8 protein-coding genes are annotated in these 20,517 nt (G+C 57.7%); 1 reads left to right on the top strand and 7 read right to left on the bottom strand.

The features are described from left to right. Nucleotides 1-14: 14 nt before the first annotated feature. The 6 genes from ASB66_RS03545 to ASB66_RS03520 form a co-directional block, all read right to left on the bottom strand. A complete protein-coding gene (locus ASB66_RS03545; RefSeq protein WP_114386227.1) occupies nt 15-7,136 on the bottom strand; it encodes a beta-ketoacyl synthase N-terminal-like domain-containing protein in 7,122 nt (2,373 codons plus the stop codon). Then, the gene (locus tag ASB66_RS03540; protein WP_114386225.1) at nt 7,133-14,488 is read right to left on the bottom strand and encodes a type I polyketide synthase; all 7,356 of its coding nucleotides are present in this window, start codon (nt 14,486-14,488) and stop codon (nt 7,133-7,135) included. Before ASB66_RS03540 ends, ASB66_RS03545 begins: the two co-directional genes overlap by 4 nt. A 37-nt stretch (nt 14,489-14,525) precedes the next feature. After that, nucleotides 14,526-15,407 carry a thioesterase domain-containing protein gene (locus ASB66_RS03535; protein WP_158544202.1) on the bottom strand — a complete coding sequence of 294 codons (882 nt, stop codon included), beginning with the start codon at nt 15,405-15,407 and terminating at the stop codon, nt 14,526-14,528. A 68-nt stretch (nt 15,408-15,475) separates the two neighbouring features. Further along, the gene (locus ASB66_RS03530) at nt 15,476-15,757 is read right to left on the bottom strand and encodes an acyl carrier protein (RefSeq protein WP_012653955.1); all 282 of its coding nucleotides are present in this window, start codon (nt 15,755-15,757) and stop codon (nt 15,476-15,478) included. Nucleotides 15,758-15,806: 49 nt separating this feature from the next. Further along, nucleotides 15,807-16,265: a DUF2269 family protein gene (locus ASB66_RS03525; protein WP_060717434.1), complete on the bottom strand. Its 459-nt coding sequence runs from the start codon at nt 16,263-16,265 to the stop codon at nt 15,807-15,809. Between the two features lie 363 nt (nt 16,266-16,628). After that, on the bottom strand, nt 16,629-17,927 hold the full coding sequence (locus tag ASB66_RS03520) for an NAD(P)/FAD-dependent oxidoreductase (protein WP_060717433.1): 1,299 nt from the start codon (nt 17,925-17,927) through the stop codon (nt 16,629-16,631). Between the two features lie 804 nt (nt 17,928-18,731). Between ASB66_RS03520 and ASB66_RS03515 the strand changes: the two genes are divergently transcribed. Beyond that, nucleotides 18,732-19,712 (top strand): mannonate dehydratase, encoded by a 981-nt coding sequence (locus ASB66_RS03515; RefSeq protein ID WP_060717432.1) that lies wholly within the window; start codon nt 18,732-18,734, stop codon nt 19,710-19,712. A gap of 13 nt (nt 19,713-19,725) precedes the next feature. Here the strand turns inward: ASB66_RS03515 and ASB66_RS03510 are convergent, their stop codons facing one another. After that, the gene (locus ASB66_RS03510) at nt 19,726-20,346 is read right to left on the bottom strand and encodes a nucleotidyltransferase family protein (RefSeq protein WP_060717431.1); all 621 of its coding nucleotides are present in this window, start codon (nt 20,344-20,346) and stop codon (nt 19,726-19,728) included. Between the last annotated feature and the right edge of the window lie 171 nt (nt 20,347-20,517).

The following is a 20,517-nucleotide window of genomic DNA, read 5'->3' as shown; positions in this document are numbered from 1 at the left end:
ATATCCTCCTTGGCTTAAGCCGGTTTGATGGAAATGCTCATCGACAGCGCTTCATAGATACGCAGCCGGTCATTGAACAAATCGGTATCGGCAATCACCACCAGACCTTCGCCTTCCTGGCGGATTTCCTTGATATGCACTTCGAGACCCATGCGCTTGTCAGTGCGCAGCAGCTGGCCGCGATAGCGCCAGTTGACCGGCACGCCGACCGCGATGCCGAAGCGTGGATTGGCAATCCCCGCGTCCAGACCGGTGCGGATGGCAAAGAGCTGCATGGCTTGCAGAATGGCCTCCAATCCAAGCGAGCCCGGCATGACCGGATCGCGGTGGAAATGGTTGGTGAAATACCATTCGCCCGCATCAATCGTCCGCTCGCCCTTGACGTAGCCGAGGCCAAATTTGCCACCCTCGCGCACCAGGCTGGCCTGATGCAGCAGCCGGAACCGATGGCCGGGCGGCAGCCGCCAATGGGGCTTGTCCGCTGTGCCGGCAAACAGATGGGCGGAGGCCGGGCTCAGAAGGTCGATGTCCTCAGCTTTTGCACTGTTTTCCTCCAACCAGAACTTGCTGAGCTTGCCCTGGTCAAGGCCAAGCTGGTTTTCCAGCGCCCGCTTGGTGAAGTAGCCGAAAGAAGACTGGCCCTGATAGAACGGCTGACCATCAACCTTCAGGTTGAAGTCGAAGTTTTGCAGGATCGAATCCGTCACCATGGCATTGCTGAGCAGTTTCTGACTGTGGCGGATCGTCGTGCCGCGCACATCCGGGTCGGAAAGATAGACCGCCGTGCCATCCAGATTGCGGATCGAATATTCCTTATCGGGATATTTCAGGGTTGGCCCCAGCGCATAGCCATTGAGAATGGCCGCCTGAAGCGCCGATTCCAGCACCACGAAATTCGGGATATGCGGATGGCTGTTTTCCTGGAAATACCAGCTGTCGGCAGCCGCATCATATTCGGTATCCATCACGGCACCGGGGACCAGCTGGCCGCGCGTGCCTGTGGTTTCCAGGCAGCGATCAACAAACTGGAAGCAGCCGTTGGGAATATGCGGGGCGCGCAATTCCTCGCCGTAAATGTTGAATTCCGGGCCAAGACCGATGCGCAATTCGCCCTTGGCGGCGTGGTGCATGCTCATTTCATTGAGCACGACCTTGTCACCGCTCTTGGTTTTGCGTCCGCTGAACCAGGTCGGATCGCCAAAGCGCGGCTCGACCGAGACGCCAGGCTTTTCAATCACCTGCAAGCCCAGATTGGACACGCGCACCAGCGGCTTGCCATGCTCGTCATAGATCAGCACATCGGCAATCACATAGGGGCGCGGCAGCAAGGCGCTTTCCTGAATGAACAGCTTGTAATGGACCTTTTTCACGTCAGGAGTGATCTGGCCACGGACCGTGATCTGCATTTCCCGGTGAGTGACCGGCTCAAACACCCCATCGGCAAAGCATTGATGCATGCCATTGGCAATCAGATAGACCTTGAGAAGCTGGGTTGCGCCTTCGGCGATCAGCGACCCCGGCAGGACCGGATCATCGACGAAATGCGAGGTATAATACCAGCCATCGGCGTCAAAGCTCTTTTCGGCCTCCATGACATAGTGTTCGCCCTGCCAGGAGCCGATATCTGTGACGCGGTCAATCATCAACAACATTTCGGGCGGCAGGCGAATGGAGCTGCCGCTTTCCGGATGCTGTGAACCGGGGCCGAAAATCTCGCCGATCCGGCCCTCGGACAGCGCTACCAGATCGGATTTTTCCAGCGTGTCGCGCACCCGTGGCAGAAGGGGCTTCACCAGAGTGAGCGGGGCTGCGGGCGGCTGCTTGATGACCACGCCGCCACCGGCATTCAGTTCGTCCTCGGTGAAGAAACCGGCGCAACCACTGTGCAATTGCAGCGCCAGCTCACCATCGACATAGCCGTCATAGCGGAAGAAGAACAGCAGGCCATCGCCCTGCCAGACGAACCGATCAATGGTGATGTCGAAGCGCAGCGTGCTGCCTGCCTGCGGCAGACGACCGTAAAAGCTCAACCGCCCATCCAGAAGCCGGTATTTGCGGACACCCTTGTTCTTGAAATCAATGCCCAGCAACGCGACCAGCAGCAAATCCGACTGGCCGGATTCCACCGCGATGCCTGGAGGCATCTGGCCGTCGATCAGATACCAGGCGTCGGCTGGAACATCATATTCTGTTGTCAGCGAGCAAGGCCTGTATTCCCCGAACTTGGCATCGACCTTGGTGACGCGCGACACGAAGAAATAGGGCGGCGCTGGCAGACGAACCCGGACCGGATAATCATCGATGGGCGCAAATTGCGCGCCCAAGGCATCGGCAACCTTGCCGCTGGCAAAGGTCAACAGATCCTGTTCGTCCAGAAACCAGCCCTTCTCCTGCTTTTCACGGGCGCTGGTGGGCAGCACGGAGGCCACGGCAACAGGTGCAGGTGCTGGTGCTGCTACAGGCGCTACGGCTGCGGGCTGAGGCCGCTCGATCTCCAGCACGGCTGGTTCGGCATCGATGGTTGCCGGTTGGGGCAGACTACGCTGACCCGGCCTTACCCCATGTGATGCATTTCCCTGTGACCCATTTCCGGCATGCTCGCGCCAAAGCTGCACGAGGTCGGACTGGGTTTGCAGGAACGTTTGATGGCCGAGGCGCTGGCGCTGCAAAAAGGCTTCGACAGCCTGGGCGATCCGCTGAGACTTATCCTGGCTGATGGTAATATTCTTGGCCATGACTGGTTGATCCGCTTCGACATGTTTCGGGGAAAGAGATGGAAGACCGGGACTTGGTCTTGCTGGCTGATAGTCCGGCTGGATTTCGTCCTGGGTGTCGTCGTCCAGTAATTCGTGGACAAAGCTGGTGCCTTCGAGGATGAAGGCTGCCGTCGGTCCCCAAGCAACAGACCTTGCGACAGTGCTGGGCGTGAATGGCAGCGCCACAGCGGGTTTCGGTTCCAGCGGCCTGATCGTTTCACTAGCAGTTGCGCGCAGAGCGGCACCGCCCGGTTGCAGGCTGATGACGGTTTTAGAGCGTTCGGCCTTCGCCACGGGTACCAGGCTGGACAGATCGACGTTGACGCCGTGAGAAACCAGCCGGGCAAGAGCCGCAAGCAGGCTGCGCCCATCGTCAGCGCCACGCTGGTTAAGATTGATCGACAGATAATCCCGGCCTGTGAGGCACGAATTCACCCAGCGACTGCATGTGGCGGAAGGACCACATTCGATGAAGATCCGGTAGCCGTCATCATAGGCCGTATCGACCAGCCGCACGAAATCCACCTCGGAACACATGACATCGGTAATGGTCCGCGACAGGCCTTCACGGCTGAAATCCGTCATCCGCCCATAGGTCGAGGTGGTATAAAGATGCAGATTGTCCGGTGGTGCGGTGGTTGGATGATCGTGCAGGGCGGAAATCTGATGCGCCACCCTTTGCAGCAAAGGCACATGCAGGACATGCGAGACCGGGCTGCGATAGGCGGAATAGCCATCCAATTGCTTGACCACCGCCGTCACGGCTGCGGGCAGACCGGCAATCACCACTTCCTTGGGGCCATTCACATGGGTGATGAACACATCGGAACGAGTGGCGATCGCGTCGCGGACCGTCTCCACCGGAGCAAGCAGCACATAGCTCGACCAGACCTGATTGTCGCGGACCTCAGGCCCAATATCGAATGTGTCGCGCACCGCCTGACGGGGGCCGCCAATCGAGGTCTCGAACAGTGGCAGGTCGTTGCGCAAGCCATGCTGGTCTATCGGCCAGATGCCATTGGCAAACAACATGCTGACTTCGCCCATGGAATAGCCGATCGCACCATGGGCCTGCACACCGAACTGGTCCCGCAGCAAGGCGGTATACATCAGGGCGAAACCGACGCCGGTTTTCATCATCGCCGCGATGTCCTGCTGCATCCCGGCTTCGGTCTGCATCAACCGCACAGTCGCGTCCTGCCCGGGCTTGTTGCGCGGATAGAGCTGGTCATGGCAGAGGGTTGCCGCCGGATCATCAACGAATTGCTCGAAAGCGCGCAGGCTGTCCGGGTAACGGCGCAACAATGTGCGTCCCAAATGCGGATAGCTGTTGAAGCCGCCGGGATACATGAAGGCGATCTTGCCCTCTGCGCCCTGGGGCCGGTCGGTAAAATAGCTGCCCGCTGGTGTCTGGAACTCCACCCCTTGGCCTTCACCCAGGAATTTCTGCGCCTGACGGGCCTCCGTCAGCAATTGCACCGGATCTCGACCAGACAGGACCAACACCCGTGCACTGGGCCTTTCACGAAGATTGGCCAAGGCTTCGGTTTGCAATGCCTGCCAGGCTGTTCCCTGTTCAAGCGCCGCGATGACAGTCCCCAGAACACCCACAAGGGCTTCTCGGCTCTCGGCTGCGACCGGTAGGAAGGGCGGATAATCCGCCTCCGGCTGGCGCAGGGTTTCCACCACCGCTTCGCTGAGACGGAAGGCAGCATAACTGCCGAACGGTCCAGCAGCCCCCACGCCCGCCGCAAGCGGACGGCTCCGCTCCTGGCGCACCCACGGCACGCTTTCGGCCAGAAGCCCAAGCCCGGCCTGTTCGATGGCGACCGCCAAAGGCTGGTTCACCTCCGCATTCAGCCAGGCCGGTGGCGTGGCCGGAAGATAGCGGCCCGACAGGCATAGCGCTCCCCGGATCAAGGCGGCCATCGGTTGGGCAACCTTGCAATGACCGCTCAAATGTTCAACGCCGCAGACAACGGCGCCGGGAGCATGGGCGGCAACCGCCGCCAGTTCCGAACCATTGCCGCCGACCTGTCCGGCCATATCCATCAGATCAAGGCTGTATCCATCGGCAATGGTCGCTAGCGCAACTGCAATGGCACTGTCCTCACCTTTGCCCATATGACGGATAGAGATGTGATCAAGAACCGCATAGGGCGCAGCACTCGCCCCCAGACCGGCGGGCGCCAGCAGGATCGCGCCTGCACCATCACCCAAAGATTTAGAAGCTTGGGATTTTGCGGCTTGCGCGTTCGCGCCAGGGATACCCGCCTGTTCCAGCGCATAGGCTTCGAGCCCGGCATTGAGATCAACAGCGACGATCAGCGCCGCTTCCGCCTTGTCATCGGCAATCATCAACCCGGCCTGTTCCATGGCATAGGCAACGCCCAGCATTCCAGCCGAAAGCGTGAAGACCGGTCCTGTGAAATTCCACTGCGAGGCAATGCGGCTAGCACAGATATTGCCGATATAACTGGTGATTTCCGTGGAGCGCAGTGGCCCCAGAACAGCGCGTTTGCACGCCTCGATCAGGCCTTGGCGCTCCTCCTCACTGAGGTGAAGACCTTGGCCCGCCAGCGCTTGGTCGATCCAATCCGGCACCAGCGTGCGGCCCCGCCGCAAGTGAGCGCTCAAATCCAGTTCCAGCACCACCAGTACAGCCACAGGGCGGGCGGAGCGCTTTTCGCCGATATGGCCGTAGCCAGCATCGGACAGCGCCTCATTGGCTACCTTCAGCACCAGTCCTTGCTGAGCGTTGAAGGCTTCGGTTTCCGCAGGCGGGATACGATTGCGCAGGAAGTCGATATCATAGGCGTTGATCGCAGCTTGAGGCGGCGTATCGGCATTAACCGTAGCGCCGCGCCAGCGGCGGCTGGACGGTTCCGCCCAGACAGGTTCGCCGCCAAAGGACGCCGCTTCAAAGGCCTGGAGACTGGCGGCATTGCCGTAATGGGCGGCCATGCCTCGGATTTCCAGCGGCGGTGGTTGGAGCGTCTTTGCCGCGCGACTATCTCCTTGCGTCCGTTCCCCTGAAATCGTGCGGTCATCGGAGACTATCATATGCGCATTGGTACCGCCAAAGCCGAAGGCGGAAATGGCCGCGTGACGTTTTCCGGCAGGCGTCGGCCAGCTCTGATTTTCGACAACCAGCCGCTGCTCCATGCCCGGCGCGTCCATGCTCTTTTGCAATTTTCCAATGCCGGGCGTGGCCGGAATGGTGCCTTCCTGCATGGCAAGAATAACCTTGGCCAAACTGCTCATGCCCGCCACAGTCAGAAGGTGGCCGACATTGGCCTTGACCGAACCGATCAGCGGGAAATGCTGTTTATCCGCACCGAAAAAGCGTTGCAGCGATGTCAGTTCTGTACGGTCGCCAAGCGGCGTGCCGGTGGCATGGCATTCGACGTAATCGATCTCTTCAGGCTGCACGCCGGTGCGGGCATAGGCGCGCTGATAGGCCAACCGCTGACCATCGGCATTGGGAACCAGCATATGCTGGCCAGTGCCGTCATTGGAGAGGCCGACGCTTTCAATGACCGCCAGGATCACGTCATTGTCGCGCAACGCATCTTCAAGCCGCCGCAGCACAACAACGCTGGCACCCTGACCCGTTACGATGCCATCCGACGTACTGTCGAAGGGTTGGCTGACGCCATTGTTGGGAAAAGCACCGAGATCGCCGAAGGAGACATGGATCAGCCAGGGATCCGGCAGGCAAACACCGCCCGCCAGCATGGCATCCGCATGTCCGCTTCGCAGATAACTAGACGCAAGTTCGATAGCGTAGAGGGAAGAAGAACAGGCGGCGTCAAGGCTGAAGCTTGGGCCACCGAGGCTCAAGCCTCGTGTTACGGCATAGATGCCGTCGGCGCTGAGCACACCATGTTCGGCGGGCGGTGCCGTCAAGGACGTGTCCAACAACATCCCGGGCGAAAGCCCGAGACCGTCTTCCAGCCCTGCGGCTATTTCCCGCTCCCAAACCGGGACAACGGCATTGTTCGAGGCAAAGGTCGGGAAGGTATAATTACCAAGCACCATACCAACCCGGCCAAGATCCACCCGCTCACCAAGCCTGCTGGTCTGCAAAGCCTCTTCGGCGACGCGTCGGGCCAATTGCCAGGGCAGATCGAGGCCGTTGCCAGCCTCCTCCGCAAGCTCCTTGGTCACCTCGTCAAGATCGACGAAGCCACCGCGGAGCCAGCGAACCTGATCGACATCCTCCTGACTATCCCTGAGATAGAAAGGGTCGATCCGGAAGTCCTTGACCCCGCCCGTCGAGCGGGAGTCGTTTTTTGCAAGGAGATTGCGCCAGTAACTATCCAGGTCGTTGGCACCCGGAAAGCAGAGCGACAGGGCGGTGATCGCGATGCGGCTCATTTAACGGCCTCGACGGATTTTGATCCCTGCGCGCCAGACTGTCCCTCGTCACGCTTGACCGTGGTGGCCACCAATTGCATCTGCAAGCGGCCATCAAGGTCATAGCCGGTCAGTTCCCAATCCAGTTCCTGGGCGCGGCTGGCCTTGAGGCGAGCGGCAATCAGCCAATCTGATCCTGGTTCAGGGCGGCTCGTCAGCGTCGCCGATCCAAGCCGCATCGGCAGGCTTGGGCTATCGGCTTCCAGCCGCGTCGCGGCCAGCGCTGCTTGCAGGACGGCATCGACAAAGACGGCATCCAGCAATGTGCTGTCAGCAAATCCGTTCAACGCCGCACTGTGGATGGCCGCTGGCTGGGCGATGCGGAACAGGTAGCTCGCAGCCTCCAGTTTCCGATAGGTCTTGAGCATTTGCAGGCTCTCGCCATGGAACAGCGTGCCGTCCGTATAAAAGCCATTGGCAGGCGTCGAGGGTTCCAGCGAAGGCAGAGCTTTGCCCGGCTGTGGCGGCGTGAAGGCGGCCTTGCGCAGCAGGATATTATCCGCCTTGTAGCGTGGGCGACCAGACCCATCGGCCAGCATCACATCCAGACGGATGGTTTCTTCCGTCTCGGCGCGCAGAGCACTGAGCGACAGTTCGAAATCACCGCGCCAATCCTTGTTGATGACAAGGCCGTTCAACACGTTGAACTGATCGAAGCCCGAGAAGGTCCAGCCTGGAAGCAGGCTTTCCAATCCATCCGCAACCAGACCAAGCACGAAGGCGGCGGGTACGACAGGACGTCCCTTGATCTGATGATCGGCCAAGAGCAAGGACTTCGTCCAGTCGTGGCCGCTGAGCGCCAGACGCCTTGGTGCCTGTGGCAACTCGGCAAAGGGGACGAAGCGGGCATTGATCGGCTTCAACCCACCCACCAGCACTGCACCGGTTGCCGGCAGAGGCATGGCGGTTTCCCGGGCAAAGAACTGGCCACCGATATCGCGTGGGATGATCGGAACGCCGCGTTTCATGAAGATATCGCGGATTTCCGGCGTCACCATGCCGCCAAGCCACGGACCCCAATTGATCGCCCTGACATCCACACCCTTCACCGACTGGCTGGCGGCGAAACGGTTGAGCATTTCATTGGCCATGGCGTAATCGGCCTGACCCGGATTGCCAAACAGACCGGCAACCGAGGAAAACAGCAGGACGCGGTGGAAGGGCTTGCCCGTCAGCGCCTTGATCAGACCGGCCAGACCGAAAATTTTCGGTGTGAAGACACGGTCCATTTCGCTGATTTTCTTCTGGGCAATTGCCGCATCGGCAAGCGCGCCAGCCCCATGCACAAGGCTGATTTTCGCGGCCTTCTGAATTTCGGGGTGATCGCCAAGGCTGGAGATCGCCGGAGAGGAAATATCAAGCGACAGATAGCTGGCATGGCTGCCAAGCTTTTCTAGTGCGGCCAGCAATTGGCGGATTTCACGGCCCGCCAGAACGCCACGCACTGTCTGATCGATCAGCTTCGGTGTCACCGGCGCTTTGCCTTCGCGCAGCGCTGCAAGAGCGCCACCCTTCAATTGCGCGTCGGTTTCGAGACCCGCAGCCCAGGCCGGTTCGGCTTCAAGGGCGGAGCGACCGAGCAGGAGGAAGCGACGAGGAGCAGCAGAGGCAAGGGCCAGCACGCAATCGGCTGTCACACCCCGTGCACCACCGGTGACGATGAACAGTTCATCGGGATCGGCAACGGTCACGGCATCACTGGAGGAAATCGCCTCAATGGAAGGCTTCCAGCGCCCCTGCCCATCAAGACCGATTTCGGTAATGCTGTGGCGGGCATCGAACACTTCCTGCACCAGCAGATCGGCAGCAGCAGCATCTTCGATCTGCGGCGCAATATCGACGGCGCGGGCAAAGATATGCGGTGCTTCGGCGGCATAGGTCTTGACCAGGCCGGACAAGGCGCCGGATGCCACCGTTGCAAGGCTGCCATCCCGGTAACCGAGGGCTCCATCCATCCGCGACAGCGTCATGAAGACCGTGCGACCCTGGGCCGCCCGTGCCGTCAGTGGCGTGATCGACAGCTTGGCGAGCAGCAAGACCCGTTTCAGCCAGAGGACCGATGCGTCACTTTCAGCGCCGGGAAGCGCGTTGTCGATTGTCTTGGGGTGAACATAGATCACCCCATCCCAAGGCCCCTGAGCGTCGAATTGCTGTTTCAGCTCGGCTTCGTCCTTGCCAGCCGCCAATTGCGGACCAGCCTTCGATGAAACCTTGCCTTCAAACCGCAGCCAGACAGCGTCGATACCCTTGCTTTTCAATCCCTTCTGGAGGGCAAGGATCAAGGCATCATCGGTACCGGTCAGTAGAAATTTTGCCCCCTTCTGAAAAGCCTGTTGCGTCACCAGATCGAGCGGAGCTGGCAAAAGGGTGACGACACCGCGCCCGATCAGATCGTCACCATCCTTAAAAGAAGCGAGAGCTGCCTCTTTCTGCTGGGGTTCCCCAGCGTTTGAAGCCTCACCTTCGGCCAGGGTCAGAATTTGCGCCAGGGTGCGCAATTCACCCATACGATCCGGGGAAAGCTCCGCCATTTGCGGCAAGCGCTCCTTCAAGGCGCCGAGAATTTCCACGCGCTTGATTGAGTCAATGCCGAGATCAGCCTCAAGGTCCATATCGAGGTCGATGACATCGGTTGGGTAGCCGGTCTTTTCACTGACGACGGCGAGAAGTGCTTCACGGACAGCGCCAGCGGGCAACCCGGCAGGTTCAGGAACAAGTGCTTGTGTCGGAGCGAGCGCCGGGACTGCTACGGATGCCGGGACTGGTGCAGCCGCAGGGGCAGCAGGCACATCAGCTACAGCACCCTCGGTGGCCAGTGCCAGAATTTGAGCCAGCGTGCGCAATTCACCCATGCGGTCAGGCGAAAGTTCGGCCATTTGCGGCAGACGCTCTTTCAGGGAGCCGAGGATTTCCACGCGCTTGATCGAGTCGATACCAAGATCGGCCTCGAGGTCCATGTCCAGATCGATCACATCCGAGGGATAGCCGGTCTTTTCACTGACGACAGACAGCAGGGCTTCGCGCACGGCTCCGGCCGCAACAGCAGGAGAGGTCGCCGCCGATACGGGAGTAGCGATAGATATGGCGGCGGGCTGTGCGACCGGAGCAGGAGCGACGGAACCGGCGAGTTCCAGGATTTGGGCCAGCGTGCGCAGCTCACCCATGCGATCAGGAGAAAGTTCGGCCATTTGCGGCAGACGCTCTTTCAGCGAGCCGAGGATTTCCACGCGCTTGATCGAGTCGATACCAAGATCGGCCTCAAGATCCATCTCAAGATCAATGACATCGGCGGGATAACCGGTCTTTTCACTGACGACCGCCAGCAAGGTTTCCCGGATGGCTCCGGCCGCGACAGCCGGGGCGAATGCCGCTGGTGTCGGGGCGACGATGGACGCAGCGGCGTGCTGCGCGGCCGGAGTGGCAGAGGCTTGAAGCGCCGGGGACGCAGAGCCTGCCAGTTCGAGAATTTGGGCCAGTGTACGCAGCTCACCCATGCGATCAGGGGAAAGCTCCGCCATTTGCGGCAGGCGCTCTTTCAGCGAGCCGAGGATTTCCACGCGCTTGATCGAGTCGATGCCGAGATCAGCTTCGAGATCCATGTCGAGGTCGATAACTTCTGCGGGATAGCCGGTCTTTTCGCTGACGACAGCCAGCAAGGTTTCGCGGACAACCGCTGCTGGCGCAGCGGATGCGGCAGCAGGAGCCGAGACCTGCGCAACCGGCGCGGCAACAGGCTTTGCAGGGACAGGAGCCGGCGGAGCGGCGGAAACTGGCTTTGCGGCTGGGGCCTGAACCGGGGCGACGACAGGTTCAAATGCCTTGGCTGTGACCGCAGGTCTGGCGGCGGCAACAGGTGCAGCATGGGCAACGGCGGTTTCGATCATCCGCTTGACTGGTTCATGCCTTGCAGGCTCATGCTCGACCGTCCTGACGCGGGCGGCGGGCAGTTCGCCCTGACCAAGAAACAGGCTTGGTAGGCTGCGCATGAATTCACGGTGGGTAAGGTTGGTTTCCTCGTGGATCTCGCAGAGCATATCGACATGTGCGGCGCTCAACTCCCCGGCATTATGCACCAGGGCTTGCAAGGCGCTTTGCTCAAACTTGAGATATTCGCGATGCAGTTCGCCATTGGACCGCGCCAATTCAGCGACGATATCACCGCCACCGAGAGCCATTGCTGGCTCGGACGACGTTTCATTCTTCAGGATGGACATGGGTTTCTCCGCAAATGAAGATCTGGAGGCAGGTGCCGTCAGGGCAACGGCTTGCTTTTGTGCCAAAGGCTCGGCTGGCTTTTCCACGGATGCCGCTTTCAAAGAGGGTGCCGGGGATGGCGCCGGGACGCCGAACGCGACATTTGCAGCGACTGGCTTTGCTGGTTCCGACCGGACAGGTGCAGGGGCCGCAGCCAGCGGCTTTGCGGCGACAGGCTGTGGCGGCGTGGGAACCGATTTAGGAGCAACCACAACTGGATTGGCCAGCGCCTTGGCAAAGGCCTCTTTGCGGGACGGTGACACGTAATTCATGCCGTTGAGATTGATCTCGCCCTTTTTGGCCGGAGCCTCGATAAGGCCTGCGGTCCCGACCGGGCTTTCAAGTGCAATACCGGCAACTGCCAGATCCACCACCGCTTCGATCAGACCGGCATCCGCCTTGTCAGGCTGACCATGGTCAAGGGCAATTGCCAGATGGGGCCGGTCGCCGAGAATATCAGCGGTCATTTTCGACAGCGTCGAGCGCGGGCCGAACTCGATGAACACCCTGATGCCATCGGCATACATCTGCTCAATAATCTTGATGAATTCGACCGGCTCGCGCAATTGACCCTTGAGCTGGGCCGCGACATCGGCAGCCGATGCAGCATAGGGCTTGCCATTGCGATTGGCATAAACCGGGATCTGCGGCACGGCAAAGGCAGTCTGGTCGATCCGCTCGGCAAATGCCGTGACGGCACCTTCGACCTGCGGCGTGTGAAACGCCCCGGCAACATTCAACCGGACAAAGCCGATGGAGGCGGCCTTGAGGTCGGCCTCGAATTTCTCGATGGCCTCGACTGCACCGCCAACCACGGTCTGCTTCGGTGTGTTCAGATTGCAGAAATGAACGCTGCCCTTGGTGGCGGCGATCAGGCTTTCCAACTGCTCACGACCGGCCTTCACCGCCGTCATCGTGCCAGCGCCATCGCCGGTCACGGCAGCCATGGCATCGCCACGCGCCTTGGCCAGGCTTGAGAAATCAGCATCGCTCAACGCCCCGGAGGCCCAGAGCGCCGTCAATTCGCCGAAGCTATGGCCAGCCACCGCTTCCAGCTTGAGGCCGAGATTTTGCAGCCAGCGATAATGACCTGCCGACAGTGCGCCAATTGCCGTCTGGGCATATTGCGTGCGGCGCAAGGCCTGTTCCTGTGCCTTGCGATCCGCATCGTCAAAGGCCGGGATCGGGTACATCACCTGGCTAAGGGGCTGAGCGCCATCCTTTGCAAACAAGGTATCGGCAGCACCGACGAAATCACCGAGCGCCGGAATGGCCACGGCCGCCATGCGGCCCATGTTGGGATGCTGCGATCCCTGCCCGGCAAACAGGCCGGCCAGCTTGGCATTTGCAAATGCGCTGGGACGGAAAGTGATGCCCTTTGGATGACGCCATTCGGCTGTAGCCGGGCGGCTGTCAAGCAGCGAAATCGCTTCACTCAACAAAGCGCGGCGGCTGGTCTCGTCTGCTGCCACCAGGCCCAGACGCGGATGGTTTTCCGGGATCGAAACGTCGAAAGGCCAGGCCGTTTCGCCTGTGGCGGTGAGAAGCTCTTCACAACGTTTGCGCAAAGCAGCGACAGTGGGGGCTGCAACGACGATGGGGCGCGGCAGGACGCTACGCAGCTTCGGTGCCTTTGCGGTCTGTGGTGCTTCCTCAAGGACCAGATGGAAATTCGTGCCACCAAAGCCGAAGGCGCTGACGCCAACCCGGCGCTTGGCGGTCTTGGGATCGCGGAACCACGGACGAGCTGTGGAATTCAAATAGAGTGCTGTCTCGTCCAGACCCAGCTTCGGATCGGGCCGGTTAACATTGATGGTCGGGGGCAGGACGCCGTGCTGCAAGGCAAGCGCCGCCTTGATGGCGGAAGCGGCACCCGCCGCTGCTTTGGTATGGCCAATCTGCGATTTGACCGAGCCGAGCGCGATGGGCGAAGAAGACCCATCATTGTCCCAGCTCTTTAGGAAGGTCTTGAGACCATCCACTTCGGTTGCATCGCCCACCGCCGTGCCGGTGCCATGGGCCTCCCACAGGTCAACATCATGGGGAGAGATGCCCGCCTGCTGATAGGCGCGTTGCAACGCCTTGACCTGTCCAGCGGCGCGCGGTGCGTAAATGCTCTTGAACTTGCCATCGCTGGCCGAACCGAGACCCTTGATGACGGCATAAACCTGGTCGCCATCGCGTTCGGCATCTTCCAGCCGCTTCAGCAGCATCATGCCGATGCCTTCGCCGATCAACGTGCCGTCGGAATTCTCATCAAACGGCGAAATCACCCCCTTCTTGCTGAAGGCGGGTGTCTTGGAAAAGCACATATACATCAGGATGGTGTTTTCCGCATCGCAGCCGCCGGTCAGCATCATGTCGGCGCGACCGCTGTGCAGCTCATCGATGGCCATGCGCATGGCCGCCAGCGAACTGGCGCAGGCCGCATCCACCGTGCAATTGATACCGCCAAGGTCGAAGCGGTTGGCGATACGCCCGGCCACGACATTGCCCAGCATGCCGGGGAAGGAGTTTTCCTCCCAAGGGGCGTAGGCAAGCTTCAGCGTCTCGACGATATCATCAACCTGGGCCTTGGGAAGACCCCGGCTCTCCAAAACCTTTTGCCACAGCGGATATTGCAGGCGCGAGGTCAGCGGTGTCACCAGCGAATTGGCACCGGTAATGCCGAGCACGACGCCGGTCTTTTCACGGTTCAGCTTGGCATGTTCGTAACCTGCATCCAGAAATGTCTGCTTGGCGACGCTGAGGCTGAGGATCTGCAGAATATCAGTGACATCAAGCTGAGACGGCGGCAGACCGAACTCGACAGGATTGAAGGCCGTTTCAGGAATGAAGCCGCCGCGGCGCGCATAGGTCTTATCAGGCGTCGATGGATTTGGATCGTAATAATCGGAGATCTTCCAATGAGTCTCCGGCACATCCTTCAGGCAATCCTTGCCTTTGACAATATTGCTCCAGTATTCATCAGCATTTTTGGCTTCAGGAAACAAAGCTCCCACGCCAACAATTGCGATAGGAGAAAAGACATCGTATACGCGCTGCGAGAACCCGTCCATTATTCGGCCCCTTCCAAAAGGTTTTCGTCAATATATTTCAAATCAAACGGTGCGATATATTTTCAATATGTGTTGAAATGTGATCCAGGGCCTGTTGCTCCAGCAACATTTCATAATGGCCCAGCGGCAGGTTCGAGACAGTGAGATTGGGTGCCAACTGCCCCCACCCCATGTCTTCATGCAGATGAAATATCTCGTATAATGGGTAATCCGACCGAACCAGATGCACGGGAAACCCGTAGGATTGCGGCTTGTGCGCAAGGATGACCGCGATATTGCGGTTCATTCCTCGCGAAAACTCCCGGTAGACTTTGGAAAACCCGACAAAGCTGGTGGTTTCCGGCAGGCCGCCATTGGCAATTAACTGTAGACGCATCAGCTCGATCAGATCGTCTTCCGACAGGCGATGGGCATCGCTACCTGCCACGTCCCAGGCGACCCGCTTCAGCGCCCGCATATAGTCCGTGAACCAACGAACCCTGACCACTTGTGAACGGCTGAGCTTTATCAACCGCTCTGTTTGCGTCCCATCCATCACGCCATTGAACAAGCGTGGTGCGATGCTGTCGAGCAGGACGGCGCCGCAAGCGCCGTCCGTCCGCCGGCTTGCCATCTCGCAAGCCAGCACGCCTCCAAAAGACCAGCCCAGCAGACAGAGCCGCTCAGTGTTCCAGACCTCTCCCAAATCCGCGATTGCTTCATCGGCAATCTCCCCCAGAATGCCTTCGGGAAGATCGGTCTTGCCCAACGCCGAGGTGTAGCGCTTGTTGAGAGAAAGCTCGACCAGATGCCAGGAATAGCCTGTCATTCGCTCCGCAAGCTGTATGTAACTGCGGATGGGCATTCCGCCGGGATGAACGCAAACCACGGTCATCCCGGCATTCTCTCGGTGGGCAAGTTCACTTGCAGATTTCGGCATCTCCATTCGCCATACCTCGCTGGCCATACCTCGCTGGCCATACCTCGCTAGATTGTGGCTTCTGGAATTCAGAGTTCGCCTTTTTCGAAGAGATCCTTGGCCTCGACAAGATAATTGGCCAGCTTCTCGATCGTCGGGTGGTACCACATGGCCGTCGGCGGCAATTCGAAGCCGAGCCACTGTTCCATTTCCCCTGCAAGAACCAGTGTCTCGGTGGAATCCAGACCGAAATCGGTGAAGATCTTATTCACATCGATTTCCGATGCTGGAACCGAAAGCTTGTAGGCGAATTTTTCGACCAGCCAGGTCTTGGCTTCGGCGTAGCTGAATTTGGTTTGAACGTCAGACATTATTCGTCACCCTTTGTTGCGTTGAAATGCATTTTAAAAATCGGCCACGTCACCGCGTGACCATGAAAAACAAGGCGCAGATCGCGAAAAGATTGGCGAGGGTTCCCCAGAGATACCAACGCCTGGCCAAGGCGCGGAACGGCTTGGCAATCGCATCGAAATCCGATGCCTCGTTGAGAAGCCTTCGCTGGCGGATCTGATTGGGAATGAGCCCCAACATCCAGGACAGGCCTGACAAAAGAAAACAGCCCACTCCATACAGCAACCACGGCGTGTCGATGAAATTCATACCGTAGCTGCGAGCCATATACCCGCCCGTCACAGATAAAAGTACAGCTCCACCGAATGTAAATACATAATCGGTCAAAAAAACCAATTTTATCGCATATCTTAGTATATCAAGATTATTGCTTCGATCTGCAATCAGTTTCCACACGGCTGTTACAACAATATTACCAAGGAACATTGCTGCAGCAAAAACATGAACGAACAGGAGCACTTCCGACATGGTCCATCCTGCGATACCATCTCCAGACGCAAATTAGCACCTGGAACCCGAAATAATTGCAACATCCGGCCGTATGCCGGCTTTCGACTGTCGCAACGTGACTATTGCTTTGGCCCTTCGGCGAGCGACCTTAACGGCACAATTCTCCATTCCTGAAAACAGGCTCAGGGTGATCGATGCAGCTATGGCTTTATTGCGAAGGGAAGAAATATCTTATAATACCAATAGCTTATGACATGGAAATGATTTGCCGCCTACCATTCGACGATACATGACTTCTAGCAAGGCGCACCCGATGATGATGCGCCTTATGCTGCAAATCCTTGTCTCGATTAAAAAAGGCGAAGGCCTCACGTCGATAGGTTACGCCGTCTTCCCGATTGGAGCTGAGGCATGCCGCTTCACAAGGCGCGCCGCTTGTGTACCGGAATAGACGCCGCTTTCGTGGAAACCGACGAAATCCGGCCCAAGATCCCTGACAGAGAAGTAAGAACCTGAAAAATACAGCGGACCATCGTCATTGATCGAAGGCAAGCGCGCCTGCATTTTGCTGCTCTCGATGGTAATGACCGGATGCTCGTAATCGAAGGTCTTGATCACCTTGGCAGGATCGATAGGCAGCGGACTATCCAACGACACGAAATAGTCCTGCTCCGCCTTAAACCCTTGAATTGAATTCATATGATAGACGAGATAGGGCCGCCTTTTGCCATCCACCGTCATACAGCCGTAATTCCAACTCTTCCATCTGTGCGGCGGCACAGGCATCACGGATGAATCGGTATGGAGAACTGTGTTGCAACGATTGTACTGAAACGTCCCAAGAATTTCGCGTTGCTTGACACTCGGATTGTCGAGCAATTTCAAAGCCTGATCGGCATGGGTCGCGACAATGGCATAGTCGAATTTTTCCCAGCGTCCACCAGTCTGAACCTCCACGCCATCCGCAAGAGCACGCACGGACGTTACCGCCGCATTCAACCTTGGTGGACGCTTTAGGCCGCCAATCAGGATATCAAGATAGCCCTTGGCACCGCCCTTGACCGCAAGCCACTTCACACCCTTCCCACCAAGGCCGTCCTTGCCATGATTGAGGAACATGCCAATGACCATGACTGCAGGAGAGTTCAATGTCACTTCAACGGGAACAGACCAGTATGAGCAGGAAATCTGGATCATGTAACCGTTGATAAAGTCGTCAGTATAACCATAGGTTCGGAGATATTCCTCCAATGGAATCTGACACTTGCCTTCCATGATATGGCGAGGCGCTTCCCTTAGCAGGCGATCCGCCTGCTCCCAGACGGAAATGAATTCCGGCCCATAATTCGCCCGAACATAAGCCTCGTCCTTTTCAAATTCCTCTGTGCCGTAATAGGTACCGGCATCGACATCGAAGAAGTTGAAACCACCGGAATGCTCGGTCAGCGGCACGTTCAGCTCAGCAAAAAACTTGGTAAGCTTCGGATAATTGGGCGGATTAAACACCATAAAGCCCGTATCCACACCGACATCACCCAATGGATCGGAAACGACCACTGTGCTTGCATGTCCACCAGGCCGGTCGTCCTGCTCGAAAACATGAACGTCAAAGTCTTTATCAAGCGAATAGGCTGCACTCAGTCCGGAAATACCGGAACCAATGATAGCGACAGATGCCACACTTACCTCCAATAAGAATTAAATAATTTGCTTATTTTAAATATTCGAATGGAACGAGCGATTCTCAAAATTTCATAAACCAGTTTATATTTTACGTTACTAATTTTTTTTGACTTGTTTTCTCAAAAAACTATCTTTGTTATTCAGTCGAAGGATAGCAATATTTAACCGACTGTCAACGATCAATGCAATCAGAGGTAATTGTTTTTTTTCGCAGCAGCGTCCATCATTGTTCGCGACTGCAAAACACACATGCATATCAAAGGTTTCAGCCCTAAGGCATCACTCGCTTTCACGATGTAGCCGCAACAGCCCGCTTGAGCATCCTGCAAAAGATGCGAGGAACAACTCTGCGACGAAGCCCCTCGCTCAGCCCTTCACATTCATCAAATCGGGGCACGCCCTACTCCGTCGAAAGGGCCCCAGACTATTTGAATTTTTAGCCATGCGTATTTGGGAGATTACGTCTGCCGGCAAACTGAAATCAGCAGGCATGGATCTCTTTTGAGAAAATCGCTTTATAATGAGCCCCCCTTGGTGCGGCAAAAATTCGCGTGCACGCTGCAATGTGGAGCCACATCAAACACATAATATATCTAATCCAGAATCATAGTATGAAAGGATTGATTGTCGTCTATTGCACCACCCCCACGCCACCATCTTCATCAATAGTGCGTTCTAATAGCTTCTATAACGCCGACAAATCGCCACAAGCCAGCGTACCAAAAAGCCTGAAAATATCTCGACACTCCATAGAATTCATATTATGTCATGATAAATGGCACTGGCATAAGGAGGAGCGTCATGTATTTAGGAACGCAGGTTGGCGCGCGAGACGATGACGATTATCGGGTGTTTGCGCAATTGGGCCTGAAACATATCTGCGCCGATCCACCGGGCGATCCGCGCAGCTGGACACTTTCCGATATCGAGCGACATCGCGACAAGGTCGAGAGCTTTGGCCTTATTCTGGACATGCTGCAATTGCCTTTGCCCTCCAGCCCAATCGAAAGAGCATCCTATCCGGATATCCTGTTGGCTGGCCCAGACCGTGACCGCCAGATCGATGCGGTTTGCCAGATGATCGAGAATCTGGCCGCAGCTGGAATTCCGGCAGCAAAATACAATCTCAACCTGATCGGCATTCCCCGCACGCCGATGGAAAAAGGCCGCGGCGGCTCGATGAATGAAAGCTTCCGCTGGGACAAGGCCGATCAGGCCGCAGAACCGGGTCTGGCTGGCGTTCTTTCGGAAGATGAAAATTGGGAGCGGATCGATTATTTCCTCGAACGGGTCGTGCCGGTTGCCGAAAGCAACAAGGTGCGCCTGGCCTGCCATCCGCACGATCCCTATACGCCGCCTGGCTATAAGGGTGTAACCCGCGTTCTTGGCACCGTTGAAGGGCTGAAGAAATTCGTGCAGATGCGCGAAAGCCCTTATCACGGCCTGAATTTCTGCCAGGGATCAATTGGTGAAATGCTGGACAATCCGCGCGAGGAAATCGACGATATCATTCGCTGGTTCGGAACGCGCGGCAAGATCTTCAACGTCCATTTCCGCAATATCAGCGGCGGCAAACTATCCTTCATGGAAACCTTTCCCGATGAAGGCGATATGGACATGGTGCGGTCGGTCAAGATTTATCACGAAGTCGGCTACCAATATATGCTGATGCCGGATCATGTTCCCACCATCAGCGGCCGCGATCCAACCGGCGTCGCCTTCGCCTTCTGCTACGGCTATATCGCTGCATTGCTTGAAAGCCTGAACTCGGCAAATACGTAAGCCAATACGAACGTTATCCGTTCAACACTCCGCCAGCCGCCAAAATGGCGTCTGGTGTGTCGACATCGACAAGGGCAGCCGGACCGATATCAACATTGATGACCGGCAACGTGCTGGCAGCGATGATCGCCTTGGCGCCCTTATCGCCTGTCAATGCCAGCAATGCCGGGCGAAGCGCCCTTGGTAAAATAACCGGATTACCCGGCACGTCACCTGACGCTGCACGGATGATCGCCCCGCCATCCGCGCTTTCGAATGCTAAGAGCAGCGCATCGAGATGCAACGCTGTCAGCCCCGGCATATCGCCGAGCACCACCATGACGCCATCCGTGTCAGCCACATCATGAGAATTTAGTCCGGTAATCAACGAGGACGCCATCCCCTCGGCAAATCCGGCATTGAAACTCATCTCGGCTGGCAAGTCCAAAAGACAAGCCTCGACCTCCTCCCGACGATGTCCGGTGACAACCGTAACGGATGCCGCCCGGCTCTCAAGGCTGATCGTTACCACGCGACGGATCAGTGGGACGCCATCAAAAAGCGCAAGAAGCTTATGCACGCTGCCACCCATCCGGCGGGCCTGCCCAGCGGCGAGAACGACAACGGCGGTGCTGACTGCTTTCGGTTCTGACATCGGCACACTCTTTACGCTTTGTCTCGACAACGACTGATGATTGGAAACCTCCCCTGTTTGCAATCAGCTAATTTTGCAAGAATCAATTCACAAGGGCCCTGCTGGGACAAAGGAGCTAAAAGGCAGCAAGAGACAATCTACCCTTTGTTCGAAAAGACACAAAACCATCAT

It is taken from the genome of Gillisella vitis (assembly GCF_001541345.2).
GTDB classification, from domain to species: Bacteria; Pseudomonadota; Alphaproteobacteria; order Rhizobiales; family Rhizobiaceae; genus Allorhizobium; species Allorhizobium vitis.
This window is presented reverse-complemented; position numbering and strand designations above follow the sequence as displayed.